This is a genomic window from Pseudalkalibacillus hwajinpoensis (assembly GCF_015234585.1).
GTDB lineage: Bacteria > Bacillota > Bacilli > Bacillales > Guptibacillaceae > Guptibacillus > Guptibacillus hwajinpoensis_B.
Map to the genome: position 1 here is coordinate 694,572 of NZ_JADFCM010000001.1, position 16,363 is coordinate 710,934.

Below are 16,363 nucleotides of genomic sequence, written 5' to 3' on the forward strand. Positions count from 1 at the left end.
ATTTATAGGGTTTAAATGCCTATTTTCGACGCAGTTTTCCCAACATGAGTTTGTCGAAAGAATTTTCGAACGATACAGACCATTATATGGTAAAATGATGAAAATGAAAAGGAGGTGTCGAAAATGCAAGAAGATCGGTTAGAACGCGTAGAAACAATGATCACGAGTTTGATTCAAATTATTGGAAATATGCGGAAAGAGCAACATAACCTCGAAGAAAAACTCCAGGCAATCCAGCAACAACACCAAAACCTTCTACACGAACGTGTTTAACCCCTTTTTCAGCGATAAAACTCCCAAATAAATGCGACTTTACTCCCCTAAACCATTTTTTTCTAACTCTTATTGTGATACTATTCTAGTGATTTGTCGAAAATTCGTTATAGACTAGAGATAGCAGAAATGAAGTTATTCAATCATGGGAGAGGTGTCACAACTGAAGTCAAAAACTATTTTTCTTTTGTTATTATGCAGTTTCTTCTTTTCAGTAAATCCTGAATTATCAGAAGCGGAATCTGATAATGAGACAGAGCGTATTCTTGTTACATATGAACAGACTAAAAGTCCATCAAGAGATTCGAAACTTTCTACCAAAGTAGAAGTGATTAATGTACCTGTCAATGAAGTAGATAAAATGATTGAACAATTTGAAGCAAATAAAGATGTTCAGCATGTCGAAATGGACCAACCAGTTTATTTAATGGATTCAGTACAACCCAACGACACTTTTTTATCATATCAAAAGCCGTGGATCGATCAAATTCATCTCATAAAAGGGTGGGAGCTTGCTAATGTTGAATCAAGTTCATTAAAGGTTGCGGTAATTGATTCAGGAGTTGATCTGACTCATCCAGATTTAAAACCAAATCTTGTAGATGGGATTAACCTAGTGGAACCGTCTAAATCGGTTCAGGATATTGATGGTCATGGTACAAAAGTTTCTGGACTTATTGGAGCTGTAACGAACAATCAACTAGGGGTAGTTTCTCCTTCTCGTGGAACTTCGATTATGCCAATTAAAGTGACAGAAAACGGTACTGGTAATTTATCAACCGTTGTTCAAGGTATTCGTTATGCAATTGATCATGATGCAGATGTAATTAATTTAAGTTTAGGAAACTATAATAACTCGTTTGCTCTAAGAACTGTAATTGAAGAAGCGATTTCAAAAAATATTCTTATCGTAGGTGCAGCCGGTAATGATAATGATTCTGGAGTGGTTTTTCCAGCGGCATATCCTGATGTTTTAGCTGTAGCCTCTGTTAAAACAGGGACCGAAGAAAAAGCCTCATTTTCAAATTATGGAGCATTAGTTGATATTTCCGCTCCTGGCACGGACATTTATAGTACTTCATTGAATGGAGAATATGCTTTTGATAAAGGTACAAGTATGTCTGCGCCAATTGTCGCTTCATCAGGTGTGTTACTAAAGGAATATGCTCCATATTTAACGAATAAGCAAACGTTTAAATTATTAAAGCAAACGGCTAGTGCTCTGACTAGTTCATACGACCTTGGAAGTGGCGTGTTAAATATGGAAGGAGCTATCAACGGCGTAACAGAGTATAACCGTATCTATGGTGACACTGCAATTGATACAGCAATCGAAATTTCCAAAAATAATTGGACTACGTTGGAGGAACAAACGCTATCCATTGGAGGCGATAACAAGAAAGGTCGCTTCGTAGTACTTGCTCGCTCAGATGAATTTCCTGATAGCTTAGCCGCTTCACCGCTTGCTTCTATGCTTGGTAGTCCGATTCTACTCACGAAAAAAAATAGTCTATCAATCAATGTAATGAGGGAACTTAGTAGGTTATCTGCTAATCATGTTTTAGTTATAGGTGGGAATAATGCAATTCCTGAAGCAATTACAGAACAGCTTAAAGCGGAAGGGATTTCGAGTACACGCATTGCAGGAGATAACCGCTATGAAACAGCTACTAAAATTGCGAATATCGTCGGTAGTGAAAAGACAAAAGAAGCATTCATCGTTTCTGGTGAAAAGTTCCCAGATGCTTTGTCTATTTCATCTTTCGCATCAAGGCTCGGAGCCCCTGTACTTTTTACGAAAAGTGATTTTTTACCAGCTGAAACGAAGGCTTTTTTGAACGAGCTTGATCCAGACAAAGCTTATGTTATTGGTGGAGAATCGATCATCGGTAAGAGTGTGTACTCTCAAATCCCATCTTCCAATACGGAGAGAATTGGGGGAGAAGACCGCTTTGATACAAACTTCAAAGTATTGCTAAGGTTTGGAGTAGCAGAAAATAGTGAGGAAGTCTACTTTGCTACTGGTCTTAAGTTTCCAGATGCCTTAACTGGTGGGGCAGCTGCATCGTTATCAGGTCATTCTATTATTTTGGTTCACCCTACTAGAGAGAATAATGCTTTAGAGAAGTCCATTCTCTATTTAAATAATCAAGGAATAAATCAATATCGGATTCTAGGTGGTCCAGCAGCCATTAATCAAACAAAAGCCTGGGATATTGATCAAATGCTTGTTCAATAAAAAAGAAGCGTCAGTGAAAATACTGACGCTTCTTTTTATGTTATCTAGTTAACTGAGCGTTTGAGAGGATTTATTCATTACGTCATTATTAAGCTTTTATGGACAAAAGTCCTAAAATATCTACAAATTATCAAAAAATTTCACAATTTTAACAGTTAAAGATTGACTCTTAATCTCTTTATAATTAAACTGAAAATAGTGAATTATTATAATAATTCCGCTCATAAGGAGGATCGATTGCAGGAACTTCACAAATTACTAAGGGGGATTTAATTAAATGACGTTTAAGAAAAAAGTCCTAACTATTGTTGCGGGCGCTTCTCTTGTTGCTTCTTCATTCGCGGGAATGACGTATAATCCAGAAAAAGCTGAGGCTGCTTTAACAGAAACGAAGAAATTTAAGCTTCCTGTCACACAGGAGATTGCCTCACTTGCTGCAAGTGAACAATCAAAACAGGAATTGATTATTGTTGCAAACGAACACGGTGGGGCTGATCTTACAAAAGAGCTTGAAAAACTTGGAGTGAAAGTAAAGAAGAATACAAACAACTACTTGTATCTTGCTGAAGTTCCAACAAATAAAGTTCTGCAGGTATATCGTTTAGACTCTGTTGGTATGCTCGGGGCGAACAATGAAATCGTGCTGGATGAAGGTCCGAAAGAAGATACTGATCTTAAACCGAAAGTGAAAAACCCTGAAGATGTTGTTAAACCTGCAACCGAAGAAACTCACTCAGCAACCGGTGTTGATGAATTCCACGACAAGTATGATGGAACAGGAGTGAAAGTAGGGATTATTGACACTGGTGTCGATCCAGGCCACGAAGCCTTTACTCAATATAATGAAAAAGGCGAAATTATTTCTTCTAAAATTAAAGGCGTCGTAGATACAGTAGGAGAAGGAGACGTGTGGTTTCAGCAGGAAGCAGCTGAAGGCGACTCTATTACTGTAGAAGAAGACACATATAAAACAGAAGGTATTGATGCGGAAGACGATACATATTATTTCGGTACGTTGAATCCAGCATCTTATGATGTAGATGGAAAAGGCAAGCCGTTGTATAGAGACTTAAATGGAGATGGAACAGGAGATGCTAATTTCGATGTTCTTCTCGTAGATGACAAAGTCTATATCGATATCGATCAGGACAAAGATTTCACTGACGAAAAAGCATATGGCGAGGGCGATGTTGATAACATGGACCTTAACCCCGAAGACAAAGTAGCTGGTGCTAACTTTAGAATTGCAAGTCCTAGTCCTACTTATCAAGGTCATCAATTCCCAGATTCAACATTGTATCCATTCCCAGTTGCGACAATTTTCTTTGATGGTGACGGTCATGGTACACACGTATCTGGTATTACGGCTGCAAATGGGCCAGACCGAGAAAATGAAACTGGCGCTGTAGCAGCTGAAGGTGTAGCACCTGGGGCAGATCTATACGGTCTAAAAGTATTTGACTCCGCCGGCAGAACTTACGGCTGGAGTATTGCCAATGCAATGTATCTTGCTGCTGTACCTGAAGAGTTAGGTGGATTTGGTACAGATGTCGTAAACATGAGTCTTGGCTCCTCACCAGACCTTAATGATGGATCCGGTGCTTATGCGAAAATCATTGAAGATATGGGCGAGCTATTCGATACGATTTATGTCACTTCTGCTGGTAATGATGGACCCGGCGTGGATTCTGTAGGTGCTCCTGGTGATGGAGTGAAAGCTCTTTCGATTGGAGCATACATTAACAGTAAGATGTGGGCAACTGAGTATGGATACTACCCATATGGGAAAAATGCAGATGGATCTCCAGTACAAGGTGAAGGTTTATGGTACTTCTCTGCAAACGGACCGACGGAAGATGGTCAACAAAAACCAGACTTTGTGGCACCGGGATCTGCTTATGCTTCTTTCCCAGAGCATTTAGGTAATTACGAAGTTCTTCAAGGGACAAGTATGTCTTCTCCATATGTAGCCGGAGCGGTAGCAACACTAAAGCAAGCTGCCCTTAAAGATCGTATTCCATTCGATTATGAGCTTGCTCGTGAAGCACTTATTCAAACAGCTGTTCATGTGGACGGCTACACTCGTGTTCAAGAAGGTGCTGGTCTAATTGATGTACCCGCAGCCTATGAATACATTCGCAAGCATTTTATTAATGAAGTAAAAGAAGTCAATGTAACGGTTTACCACGGTGAAAAAGTTTCTGGTGGACCAGGACTTTATGTTCGAAACAAAGAAGTACCTGAAGAAGTTAAAGTAATGGTAGAAAACCCAACAGATGAGACGAAAAACCTTAACATTTCATCAAACTCTGATTGGTTTACTCCTTCTGTGAAAAGCATTAAACTTGCACCAGGTGAATTTAAGGAAATGACTGTGAAGTATGATAAGAGCAAGATGAATATTGGTGTTAATGCAGGCACACTTTTGATCGATGATCCAGATACCGCTTATGCAGAAGCACGTTCTTTCCAAACCATCATACTTGGAGAAGACTTTACTTCTGAAGATCGTTTCCGTTTAACACATGAAGATGAAGTGCAGTCTTCGAAGACGAAGAGTTATTTCTTTAACGTTGAAGAAGGCGCACAAGAAGTGCGATTTGCCTTGGAAGCTCTTAAAGAAAACGATGAATTCCAGGGACGTGTTCGCATGCTTGTTATGAATCCTGATGGTGATCAGGTTAACGCATTCCAGGGGTATGCTGGTTATGATGGTATTGGCGTAGAAGACTATGTTGCGAAAAGTCCAAAGTCTGGTGTTTGGGAAGTAGCGGTCTATGGTACTGCAGCTCCAAAAGACGACCTTGATATGAACAAATTTAAACTAGAAGCATTCGTTCAGGATATTGTATCTAGCCCAGGAAGAATTGCGCTTGGTAGCGCTATGCCGGGAAGTGAAGTATCTAAATCTGTCACATTTGAAAACTACTTATCTACGAAACGCTCAGTAGAAGTAGTAGGCGGCGCATTTAGTAAGCCTGAAACAATGAAAAGCCGTGAAACAGTCAAAGGTGAAGGTGGCGTCTATGATAAGACAATGACCTTGAAGAATAATATTTCTCTCGATGTAGCAATCGGCAATACGAGTGATGCGGGCGATGATCTTGATCTTTACCTTTATCGTTCAAAAGATGGTAAAACGATTGGGGATTATATTGCCATTGATGCAGACGGAGATTCTGAAGAATCGTTCTCTGTTAAAAATCTTCCAGATGGTGAATATACAATCCGTGTAGAAGGTTATTCAACGGTTGGAGATACTACAGATTTCGACCTCTCTGTTACAGAAGCGAAAGTGCTTGAAGCTGGTGAAAAAGGTGCCGGTAAGATTGAAGTTACTGGTAAGTCTAGCTTTGATTTAGGGGTAGGTAAGAAAGCAACGACGGATGTGAAAATTACGACACCAGAAAATAGTGGTAAATATACAGCTGGAGTATTCTTGAAAGATAAAGCGACTGGTGAAGTTCTTTCAATCGTACCGGTTGAAACAGATGGCGATATGGTAGAAGTGGTAGCAGGGGACAATCGCTTTGAAACAGCTATTGAAGTATCAAAGCAAATGTACCCAGAAGGTACTACTGCTGATACAGTATTCATCGCAACTGGATTTAATTTCCCGGATGCACTATCTGCTGGACCATTAGCAAGTGCTTACGATGCACCAATTTTACTTGCTAATAAAGATGGTATGCTTTCAGATGAAGTTCTAAACGAAATTTCTCGCCTAAAAGCTAAGAATGTGATGATTCTTGGTGGCGAAAATGCAATCTCGAAGAAAGTAAACACTCAGCTTGCAAACATTGGCGTAAGTACAGCTGATATCGAGCGCCTTAGCGGAGACACTCGTTATGATACGAACGTTCAAATTATTAATAAGCTTGCTGAAAAAGGTTCAACTAGTAAAGCGGTCTTCCTTGCTACTGGTAAAAACTTCGCAGATGCCCTAAGTGCAGCTTCCATTGCTGGTGCTAACGATATGCCAATTGTACTGACTGATGGAAAAACGCTTACTGAAGATGCGAAAAAGCTAATGAAAGGTAAGCAAGTATATGTTCTTGGTGGGGATGCGGTAATCTCAGATGAGGTAGTTGATATGACTGATGAACTATCGCTTACGACAAAACGCCTTGCGGGAGCAAACCGTTTTGGTACGCTTGTTGAAATTCATAAAGAACTAGGTACAAATACAGATCAACTGTTTGTTGCAAATGGAATGAACTTCCCGGATGCACTTGCAGCTGCACCACTTGTTGTGAAAGATCAAGGTAGTATGTTCCTTGTGAAGAGTGATGAAATCCCGAAAGAGATTGAATCTTATCTTGTTAAGTACTTTACAACAACGGATGTATCTGGAGCGAAAGTGCTTGGTGGAGAAAATGCCGTGAACAAAGATGTGAAAAATCAACTAAACAAATGGTTAAATAAGTAATTATTCTAAAAAGCCGCTCTCTTAAAAAAGAGCGGCTTTTTTAATTTATACTTGCAATCATTTTCCCTTTATTACAATAATATTAATAGATACCATTATTCGACAGATTTCAGGGGGAATGTATGAAGAATGTAGTATTATTGATTGCGATCATTGGGTGTCTAGCACTTGTAATAGCTGGAAAATTTCATTGGGACGATAAGATTGCCCAAACAGGTGAGACTGTTAGTGCAGAAGTCGATTCAAACTCGAATGTAGATACTCGAAACAGTGAACTTAATGAAAAGCCGGTAAGTGATAAGGATTTAAAAAAACTTGTTTCCAATTTTCCAGAGCAGGTACAGGAGAAAATAATGTCTTCTAATGATCCGATTTCAGTCGCTATTGTTGGGTCTGAATCGATTGGAACAAAGAAAAATGGACTCAAGCAAAGCGTTGAAAAAGGTTTGGAAGAGTCGTTTTGGAAAGGGGCTTTTACTGTGGAGGTGTTCACCTTCGAAGAAGCGACAACAAAGACGATTGTTCAGGATGAGTTATATGATGATGTTATCGACGAAAAGCCAGATATTGTTGTATTAGAAGCCTTTACGTTAAATGACAATGGGAAGGTTATTATTGATGAAGGGCACAAGAATCTTTCGACTGTTATGTCAGAATTAAACGAGTCGTTACCTGGTGTGAGCATTATGCTAATGCCCTCTAACCCAATTGCGGACCCCGGCTATTATAATATTCAAATCAATGCGTTAGGAAATTATGCTGAGGCGAATGACCTGATTTATTTGGATCATTGGTCAGTCTGGCCAGTTGTTGATAGTACAGAAATAGAAGACTATTTAGTAGACTCAAGGCCAAATGATAAAGGCTTTGACGTTTGGGGAGAATTTATCGTGGATTATTTCAGTGGTCACTAAATAGGTAGCCTTCCTTATGAATAGGAAGGCTTTTGCTTTTTTATGTGTGTTTTAATAAGATGGTACTAAACGTGCACCATCATTCGACCAAAAGGAGAGTCAACATGGCACCTGTTAAAGTAATGAGTGTATTTGGGACAAGACCTGAAGCGATAAAAATGGCGCCGCTAGTGAACGAATTAAAAAAGCATCCACAATTTATTACGCCACTTGTTGCTGTAACAGCGCAACATCGAGAAATGCTTGATCAAGTTTTATCTATCTTTGAGATAGAGCCAGATTATGACCTCAATATCATGAAAAGCAAACAGACGCTTGCTGATATTACAACGCGAGCCTTAAATGGTCTAGATTCGATCATGAAGGAAGAAAAGCCCGATCTCGTACTTGTTCATGGTGATACCACGACGACGTTTGCTGCAAGTCTAGCTGCTTTTTATAATCAAGTAGCTGTAGGTCACGTGGAAGCTGGTCTAAGGTCTTTTAATAAGATGTCGCCATATCCAGAAGAAATGAACCGTATGATGACCGGTGTGCTTGCTGATTTGCATTTTGCACCGACGATGCGAGCATTTGATAATTTATATAATGAAGGAAAAGATACAGAACATATTTATATTACTGGAAATACAGCAATTGACGCTTTGAAGCATACTGTGAAAGAGGATTATTCTCATTCACTTTTAGAACAAATTGATGGCAAGAGAATGATCCTGCTTACTTCACACCGACGAGAAAATCATGGAGAACCTATGAGGAATATTTTTCAAGCAGTTCGCCGTATTATAAATGAATATGATGATGTGCATGTGGTGTTCCCTGTTCATTTAAATCCAGCTATTAGACAGTTAGCGGATGAAGTGCTAGGTGGACAGTCACGTGTTCATTTAACTGAACCTCTTGACGTGATTGATTTTCATAATTTTGCATCAAGAGCTACGTTGATCTTAACGGATTCAGGTGGTGTGCAAGAAGAAGCCCCATCTCTTGGCTCACCTGTTCTTGTATTAAGAGAAAATACGGAAAGACCTGAAGGCGTATCAGCGGGTACACTAAAACTTGTTGGAACGGATGAAGAGACGATCTATTCCACGGCATCGACTCTTCTCACAAATAAGGAAGAGTATTACAAAATGTCTCAAGCATCTAATCCTTATGGAGACGGTGAAGCATCTAAGCGAATCGTTGAGGCGATTTTATATTATTATGGAGTATCTGAAACGAAGCCCGCACCATTTGTTGAATAAATGATGAGAAGCCTTTCTGCTTAGAGTGCAGAAAGGCTTTTTTGATGCAAATGTTATATCATCCAAATCACACATTTTAGAATAATTTGTCAAGGAGCATAGAAGTTCCAGTCATACTATAATAAAATGTAATAGATTACCATGATAGGAGAGTGGGATATGAAGAAAAGGTTAATTGTTCATTTTTTTCTTTTGTTGATCGTGTTTTTGTTCAGTCCGTCATTTGCTGCAGCAGAAAAATACATAGTTATTGATCCGGGACATGGGGGACGTTTTACAGGTACGTCTGGTTATTCTGGGGATCAAACAGGCTTTTATGAAAAAGTTGGGACACTTGAAATCGGTTTAAAACTAAAAGAAAAATTGCAAGGAACCGATATCAAGGTATTTATGACAAGACAAACGGATCGAGATTTTGCGAAGGATTCAAAGGAAGATTTGATTGAAAGAACGAAAATCGCAAACAATTACGTAAAGGGGAATAATGACAATTCACTTTTTATCTCCATTCATCACAATGCCTACCCTTTTAGCACGCTCGTAAAAGGATATGAAACCTACTATTATAGTAAAGCGGCAGCATGGGATGAGGAATACCCACCAGATCCCATTCAAGTTAACTTTGAATCTGAAAGTCGCAGGTTAGCTAGTATCGTTCACCCGCAAGTGCTGAGTAAAACCGGGTTGCTCGATAAGGGTATCCAAAATGATCAGGCTTTCTTTGTTATTCGAAATGCACAGATGCCGTCTGTGCTCGTAGAACTTGGCTATATGTCAAATCCTTCAGAAGAAAATCTGATCAAAACAACCCGTTTCCAAAATGATGCAGCTGATGCGCTTGCTCAGGCTGCAATTAAATTCTTTAAAGTGTTTGAAGTGAAAGACAGTAGCGGAAATGAAATTAAGCAATTCACTTCACGAGATGATGCGATAACCTTCGCTAAGACGCTTAAGAATGTCACGGTATTTGATAAAGATAAGCAGGAAACGATCTATGATTCTACTAAAGTAAACTATGAGGTGTTTAGTAAAGGAAAAGCTGAAGCTGAGTCGTTTACTGAGCTTTCGGATGCCATTATTTATGCAAAAGAGCGAAAAAATACGAAAGTGATTGATAAGAAGCATGGCACGGTTGAGTGGTCGAATTATTTAACGCGCCCTTATCAAATCCAGAACAATGATGGCTCAAGTCACGGTAATTATTATGAAAAGGGTCAGGCCATTGCAGCGGCTAAAGTAATGAAAAATGTAAAAGTGATCAATCGATCGTCTTCTGATATTCTTTGGACGAACATTTCCGGAGAAAATGTTACAAAGACTCTTAATAGTAAAACCCTCTTTGGAAGCGACCGATTTGAAACAGCTGTAAAAATATCAAAAGAAATTTATCCTAATGGATTTAAAAGTAGTAAAGAAGAAAAGACAGTTGTCCTTACGAATGGATTAGGTTATGCAGATGCCCTTTCTGTTGGCCCTCTTGCTGCCCAACTAGGAAACGCGCCTATCCTGTTAACTAGAGGCTCTTCACTTGACCCCTTTTCCGAAAAAGAAATCAATCGATTGGGTGCTAATAAAGCCCTTTTGGTTGGTGGAGAAAATGCGATCTCAGATAAGGTTGAAAAGCAAGTGAAACAATTAGGGGTATCAGTAGAACGAATTGGTGGAATCGATCGGTATGAAACAAACTCTATGATTAATGAGAAACTTGATCATGTTGAAGGTGTGTTTGTAGCGAATGGCTTGAGCTATGCAGATGCGCTGGCAAGCGCACCAATCGCTTCATCAACCGATTGGGCGATTATTCTAACTGATAAGAAAAAAATAACAGCGGAAGCTCTCTTGTATGTAAAAGGAAAGAGAACAGCTATCCTTGGTGGCGAAGCTGCAATTTCTTCAAATCTAGAAGAACAGTTGAGAAACTTGAATGGCACTACTGTGAAGCGTTTGGCTGGCGAAACAAGATATGAAACGCTTTCTGCTATTTTAAATGAATTCAGTGATGAAATGGCATCAGACACCGTGCTCCTTTCAATAGGTCAGGACTTCCCGGATGCCCTGGTTTCTTCCGCGATTGCTTCACAAAAAGGTTCGCCGCTAATACTTGTACACGATGAATTGAATTCATCTGTTCAAGATGCTCTATTTGAATATGGAATGAAGAATCGGGTAACATCACTGTTCACTGTAGGTGGAAAAGTTCAGGATAAGCCTAAAAACCAGGTGGCTAATCGATTGTACTAATTAAGGACTTTTATAGTTATTTTAAGTATGGAGGCCGATATGAAAAAAATAGGAATAAGTTTACTTCTAGTGATACTTCTTACGACTGGGTGTGGGACAGCGTCATTGAAAAATGGCTCAAGTGAAACGAGTAAGGTCAGCGGAGAAACGAGCGAAAGTAGCGAAATGAATTTTATGATGTATCGACCTGAAACAGGTGTAACCAAAACGTTCAAGTCACAAGGGAAACAGCTCTTTACAGAATACATTGTTGATCAAAATGAAGAATATATTCAAAGAGTTATTACCCTTGGTGACATGGAAACAACTCAGGTAGTTCAATGGACGAAAAATCGAGCTTCCATCGTAGAAGAAAGTCAATCAAGTAGTAAGGAAAGTGTACTAAATGGATACGAGTCATTAGAGGAAGTAGAGACGCTGTTCGATCGTTCCGAAAAACAAGATGGAATAGAAATAACAACGGTGGATAAAGTTGAAGTTCCTTATGGCAGCTTTCATGACGTAATTCAAGTTACTAAAAGGCAAGATCAAATGATCATGACGATTTTCTATGCAAAAAGTGTGGGAATGATTAAGCAAGTATATGAAACAACAGAAGAAAACGCTGAAAGAGAAATAGCGGAATTAACCAAAATCGAATAAGACAATAAAAAGCAGCCGACTGGGCTGCTTTTTTATTGTGGGAGAACTCCAAAAGTTATTCGACAAAAGATGGTAATTCAGGTTGGATTATGAAAGAATAAGTTAATCGTTTCTACTTTTTGAGAAACGTTAAGATTTTGTAAATTACGGTTGAATAAAGGGGGAGATGAGCGAAAAAGTGTAGAGAAAAGTCGATATAGCAAGGGTTATTACCTAGGATGCCACGCTTCTGATATTGGTAGACGACAGGAGCGGAATTATATAAAATATAATATGACGTTTGGAAATATAAATGCAGTTAGATTAGGAGTTAACAAGCGAATGATTAAAAAATTACTTAATGATTGGCGAAACAACAAGGATTTGCTTTATCACCTAACCGTATCCGAGCTGAAATCGAATACAGCTAGAACATACCTTGGAACATTATGGTGGATTGTCGATCCAATTCTGTATATGGCGATTTATTATTTTCTCGTTGGGATTGTATTAGATCGAGGTGGAGACGATTACGCTGTTTATCTATTCACTGGATTAATTCCATTAAAATGGGCAACGGCGTGTATGGTCGATGCAACTACTGCTATTTCGTCAAAAGCGAGAATTCTGCAGCAGGTATACGTGCCAAAACTAACGTTTATTTTGGTTAGGCTTGGCGTGAACACTTTCAAGTTTCTTGTAAGTTCGTTCATTATGGTTTTATTCCTTTACTTCAGTGGAGTGGAATTGACCTTTAATGCGTTGAATTTCTTTATATTAATAGTATTGAACCTTCTTTTATTACTCCCGATCATGATCATTATGGCTCATATCGGAGTGTACATGAAAGATATCAAGAATATGATGCAATACATTTCACGAACATTGCTTTACTTATCACCCGTTCTTTTCAGAATGGAAAGGGTTCCTGCGGATATTAGGGGTTATCTTTACTTAAATCCGTTCACAGATTTTCTAGTTTCCTACAGAAATATTTTCTTATACAAAGGACAGCCACTATGGGACAACCTCTTCATTATATTAGGGCTCTCATTAGTTCTCTTGTTTATTGGACTACGCATTTTGAACAAATACGACAAACAATATGCCAAGGTGATTTAATTGAAAAAGGACATTATTGAACTTAAAGATATTTGGGTTTCTTACCCTGAGCATTCAGATAATCCATTGAAACAATTGCTTAGCAAAGAAAAAAAGCAGTTTTGGGCATTAAAGGGTCTAGATTTCACTGTAAAGAAAGGTGAGGTTCTTGGTATTATCGGTCGAAATGGCTCAGGAAAGAGTACCCTTTTAAAGCTCATGAGTGGCTTAATTGAACCAGATCAGGGGGCTTATCATGTTGAAGGGAAGCGGCCGATGCTACTCTCTCTTGGTGCAGGGTTTCAACCTGAGTTATCCGGAATCGAGAATATTTACCTAAATGCCCTTCTGTTAGGAAATCGCAAAAAGAAAATCGATGATAACCTTGAAGCGATTATTGAATTTTCCGAGCTAGACGACTTTATTTATAAACCGGTAAGAACGTATTCATCCGGTATGAGAGCAAGACTTGCGTTCTCTACTGCTATTATGCTTGACCCAGAAATTCTATTGATTGATGAAGTTCTCGGGGTAGGGGACTCTGCGTTCCAGAAAAAATGTAAAGATGCCATATTAGAGAAAATCCAACAGGATCGGACCGTTATTCTCGTTACGCATTCATCAGGTCTTGTGAAGCAGATCTGTGATCGGGTTGTCTGGATTCACCGCGGTGAGCAAAAAGCGGTTGGAGATACGAAAGAAATTGTCGAGCAGTATGATGAGTTTATGAAGGCTAAGAAAAAATGAAGCACATCTTAATGGTTCTTTTTAAAGACATTGATTACGATGCACGGGTTCAACGTGAAGCCATTGCGCTTGCCGAAAGTGGCTATCAGGTAACCATTTGCTGTTTAAATGAATTTGATACTGATCCGCCTTTTTTGCATGAATTGATCAAGATTAATAAGCTAGCCATTTCAACAAAACAGGCAAAGAAGGGAATGGCTACTGGACCGTCGCGAAAACCATCTGTTGTAGCGAAAATGGTTAGAAATCCAGCCGTAAAGCTGGCGAAGGATCAATATGCCAGCTACGAGTTTTACAAAAAAGTAAAGGGAACGATGGCTTCTGAAACCATTCATGCGATTCACTGTCACGATTTAAATACGCTCGATACCGGTAAGCGTTTAGCAGAACATTTTCATAGCAAGTTGATTTACGACTCACATGAACTTTTTAATGAAATGACCGGTCGCAACCCGCTTGATCGACGTTTTGGTTATTATTTGGAAGGCAAGTTAATGAAACATGTTGATCGTTTTATTACCGTAAATCCGTATTTGATCGATAAATTCAATAAACGCTATGGCGAGCTACCACCCTCAATTTATTTGCAGAATATACCGCTCCTTCGTTTGGAACAAGAGCGTAAAAATGATCATTATTTTCATCATCTTTTTGGAATACCTACTGATAAGATCATTCTTCTATATCAAGGAGGATTCTCGAAAAATCGCGGAATTGAGCTTTGTGTCAGAGCCATGAATCATTTACCTGATCCGTATCACCTTGTTTTGCTTGGCGATGGCGATATAAAGGAAGCACTTGAGCGTTTAGTGGACGAACAGAAGCTCACTTCAAGAGTGCATTTTCATCCTAAAGTACCGCCTTCAGAAATACTTTCACTAACAAAGGAAGCAGACATTGGACTCGTGATGTACGAAAATGTAAGCGAAAATAACTATTATTCTACACCTAATAAAATATTCGAATATATGTTAATGGGGCTTCCAGTAGTATCTTCTAACCATCCAGGGAAAGCCTATTTATTAGAAGAATATGACTTTGGTCTACCTGTTGCAGAAGATGAACTAGCCATTGTAAAAGGCATTGAAGCTATTCAGCAAAGAAGCGATTATTACGTACAAAAATGTAATGAAGCGAGTAAAGTATTGAATTGGCCGAATGAATCCCGAAAGTTAATTCAAATGTATGGTGAATTATTTTCGAAGTAAGTAAGGAGAATTCGTAGATCTTAATTTCTGAAGTTACTGTGAGTGAGGAGTTGTAATTATGAAACTTGTCGTAATGGGCCTTGGATACATCGGGTTACCGACTGCTGTCATGTTTGCAAGGCACGGCGTTCAAGTGCATGGCGTGGATATTAATGAGCACGTGATCGAAACGTTAAAAAATAAGACGCTTCACATTGAAGAGCCTGGTCTAGGTGAGATGCTGGTTGAAGCAATTGATTCAGGCAATTTAACTTTTGGAACAGAACCGGTGTCAGCAGATGGTTTTATTATTGCTGTACCAACGCCAGTTAATCCTGATAAAACGGCGAACTTAAATTATGTGCGATCGGCGGCTAAAATGATTCAGCCTTTACTAAAGGAAGGGAACCTGGTCATTCTTGAATCAACAAGCCCTCCTGGCACGACGCTGAAGGTGCTGTCACCTATTCTAGAGTCATCGGGCTTAAAAGTCGGAAAAGATTTGTATGTTGCTTATTCTCCAGAGCGGGTATTGCCGGGTAAATTACTGGATGAACTTGTTCATAATAATCGAATAGTAGGCGGCGTGAATGCTGATTCGAGTATCATGACAGAGAGAATTTACAAAATCTTTGTAAAAGGAATGATTCACCAGACTGATGCAACTACGGCAGAAATGGTAAAATTAATGGAGAATACGTATCGGGATGTGAATATTGCGTTAGCTAACGAATTGGCGCGTATTGCAGAACAGGTAGGATGCGATATTTGGAAAGCTGTCGAGCTGGCTAACTGCCACCCGCGGGTTAATGTACACTCACCTGGCCCTGGAGTTGGGGGGCACTGCATCGCGGTTGATCCCTGGTTCCTAGTTGAAGCAAGTCCAGGAGATGCTAAATTGATTCAAACAGCGCGAGCAATCAATGATGATGTTCCGAAAAGGATCGCTAACCAAATTAAGGAGCGAACAGAAGGAGTTGTAAACCCAAAAGTATCTTTACTTGGACTTGCTTATAAAGGAAATATTGGTGATGCGCGTGAAAGTCCATCACTGACTATATTGCAGGAACTTGAAGATATGGAAATTGAGTGTGCAGTTCATGATCCATACGTAGTCGATAAGCGGATCAAAAACCAATTTGATACAGTAGAAGAAACTGTACGCCATTCAGATTGTCTCATTATTTTAACAGATCATAATGAATATAAGGCGTTAGACCTTAAATCTCTAGCTCCTTTGATGCGTCATACGTTGCTTTATGATACTAAGAATTTAATAAATAAGGAGCAGGCAGAGAGTGCTGGCTTCCGTTATGAAAAAGTAGGGGAATCCCAAATCAACACGAATTTATTACATTTATAAA

The 16,363-nt window shown here is 39.2% G+C and carries 11 protein-coding genes; all 11 read left to right on the plus strand.

The window, feature by feature from the left end; translation table 11 throughout:
- Nucleotides 1-123: 123 nt before the first annotated feature.
- The 11 genes from IQ283_RS03275 (at nucleotide 124) to IQ283_RS03325 (ending at nucleotide 16,362) form a co-directional block, all read left to right on the plus strand.
- Entirely contained in the window at nucleotides 124-273 is a 150-nt protein-coding gene (locus tag IQ283_RS03275; RefSeq protein ID WP_194218722.1) for a hypothetical protein, read from the plus strand.
- Nucleotides 274-418: 145 nt separating this feature from the next.
- Nucleotides 419-2,512, plus strand: a complete 2,094-nt coding sequence (locus IQ283_RS03280; protein ID WP_194218723.1) for a cell wall-binding repeat-containing protein — start codon at nucleotides 419-421, stop codon at nucleotides 2,510-2,512.
- Nucleotides 2,513-2,789: 277 nt separating this feature from the next.
- Nucleotides 2,790-6,941: a cell wall-binding repeat-containing protein gene (locus IQ283_RS03285; RefSeq protein WP_194218724.1), complete on the plus strand. Its 4,152-nt coding sequence runs from the start codon at nucleotides 2,790-2,792 to the stop codon at nucleotides 6,939-6,941.
- Between the two features lie 122 nt (nucleotides 6,942-7,063).
- Nucleotides 7,064-7,855: an SGNH/GDSL hydrolase family protein gene (locus IQ283_RS03290; RefSeq protein WP_194218725.1), complete on the plus strand. Its 792-nt coding sequence runs from the start codon at nucleotides 7,064-7,066 to the stop codon at nucleotides 7,853-7,855.
- Nucleotides 7,856-7,959: 104 nt separating this feature from the next.
- Complete coding sequence (wecB, locus tag IQ283_RS03295) at nucleotides 7,960-9,102, plus strand: non-hydrolyzing UDP-N-acetylglucosamine 2-epimerase (RefSeq protein WP_194218726.1); 1,143 nt, start codon at nucleotides 7,960-7,962, stop codon at nucleotides 9,100-9,102.
- A gap of 159 nt (nucleotides 9,103-9,261) precedes the next feature.
- Complete coding sequence (locus tag IQ283_RS03300; RefSeq protein WP_194218727.1) at nucleotides 9,262-11,343, plus strand: cell wall-binding repeat-containing protein; 2,082 nt, start codon at nucleotides 9,262-9,264, stop codon at nucleotides 11,341-11,343.
- Between the two features lie 39 nt (nucleotides 11,344-11,382).
- Complete coding sequence (locus IQ283_RS03305; RefSeq protein ID WP_194218728.1) at nucleotides 11,383-11,985, plus strand: hypothetical protein; 603 nt, start codon at nucleotides 11,383-11,385, stop codon at nucleotides 11,983-11,985.
- Between the two features lie 321 nt (nucleotides 11,986-12,306).
- Nucleotides 12,307-13,086: an ABC transporter permease gene (locus tag IQ283_RS03310; protein WP_206759422.1), complete on the plus strand. Its 780-nt coding sequence runs from the start codon at nucleotides 12,307-12,309 to the stop codon at nucleotides 13,084-13,086.
- Nucleotides 13,087-13,812 carry an ABC transporter ATP-binding protein gene (locus IQ283_RS03315; RefSeq protein WP_194218730.1) on the plus strand — a complete coding sequence of 242 codons (726 nt, stop codon included), beginning with the start codon at nucleotides 13,087-13,089 and terminating at the stop codon, nucleotides 13,810-13,812.
- The gene (locus tag IQ283_RS03320; protein WP_194218731.1) at nucleotides 13,809-15,020 is read left to right on the plus strand and encodes a glycosyltransferase; all 1,212 of its coding nucleotides are present in this window, start codon (nucleotides 13,809-13,811) and stop codon (nucleotides 15,018-15,020) included. The genes IQ283_RS03315 and IQ283_RS03320 overlap by 4 nt, the downstream gene beginning before the upstream one ends.
- A gap of 58 nt (nucleotides 15,021-15,078) precedes the next feature.
- Nucleotides 15,079-16,362, plus strand: coding sequence for a nucleotide sugar dehydrogenase (locus tag IQ283_RS03325; protein WP_194218732.1), 1,284 nt, complete (start codon nucleotides 15,079-15,081; stop codon nucleotides 16,360-16,362).
- Nucleotide 16,363: the final 1 nt, after the last annotated feature.

Bases quoted from the DNA above. Each gene is read 5' to 3' on its own strand.
- IQ283_RS03310 (WP_206759422.1), top strand. From the start codon at position 12,307: ATGATTAAAAAATTACTTAATGATTGGCGAAACAACAAGGATTTGCTT.
- IQ283_RS03325 (WP_194218732.1), top strand. From the start codon at position 15,079: ATGAAACTTGTCGTAATGGGCCTTGGATACATCGGGTTACCGACTGCT.
- IQ283_RS03290 (WP_194218725.1), top strand. From the start codon at position 7,064: ATGAAGAATGTAGTATTATTGATTGCGATCATTGGGTGTCTAGCACTT.
- IQ283_RS03305 (WP_194218728.1), top strand. From the start codon at position 11,383: ATGAAAAAAATAGGAATAAGTTTACTTCTAGTGATACTTCTTACGACT.
- IQ283_RS03320 (WP_194218731.1), top strand. From the start codon at position 13,809: ATGAAGCACATCTTAATGGTTCTTTTTAAAGACATTGATTACGATGCA.
- IQ283_RS03280 (WP_194218723.1), top strand. From the start codon at position 419: ATGGGAGAGGTGTCACAACTGAAGTCAAAAACTATTTTTCTTTTGTTA.
- IQ283_RS03275 (WP_194218722.1), top strand. From the start codon at position 124: ATGCAAGAAGATCGGTTAGAACGCGTAGAAACAATGATCACGAGTTTG.
- IQ283_RS03300 (WP_194218727.1), top strand. From the start codon at position 9,262: ATGAAGAAAAGGTTAATTGTTCATTTTTTTCTTTTGTTGATCGTGTTT.
- wecB (WP_194218726.1), top strand. From the start codon at position 7,960: ATGGCACCTGTTAAAGTAATGAGTGTATTTGGGACAAGACCTGAAGCG.
- IQ283_RS03285 (WP_194218724.1), top strand. From the start codon at position 2,790: ATGACGTTTAAGAAAAAAGTCCTAACTATTGTTGCGGGCGCTTCTCTT.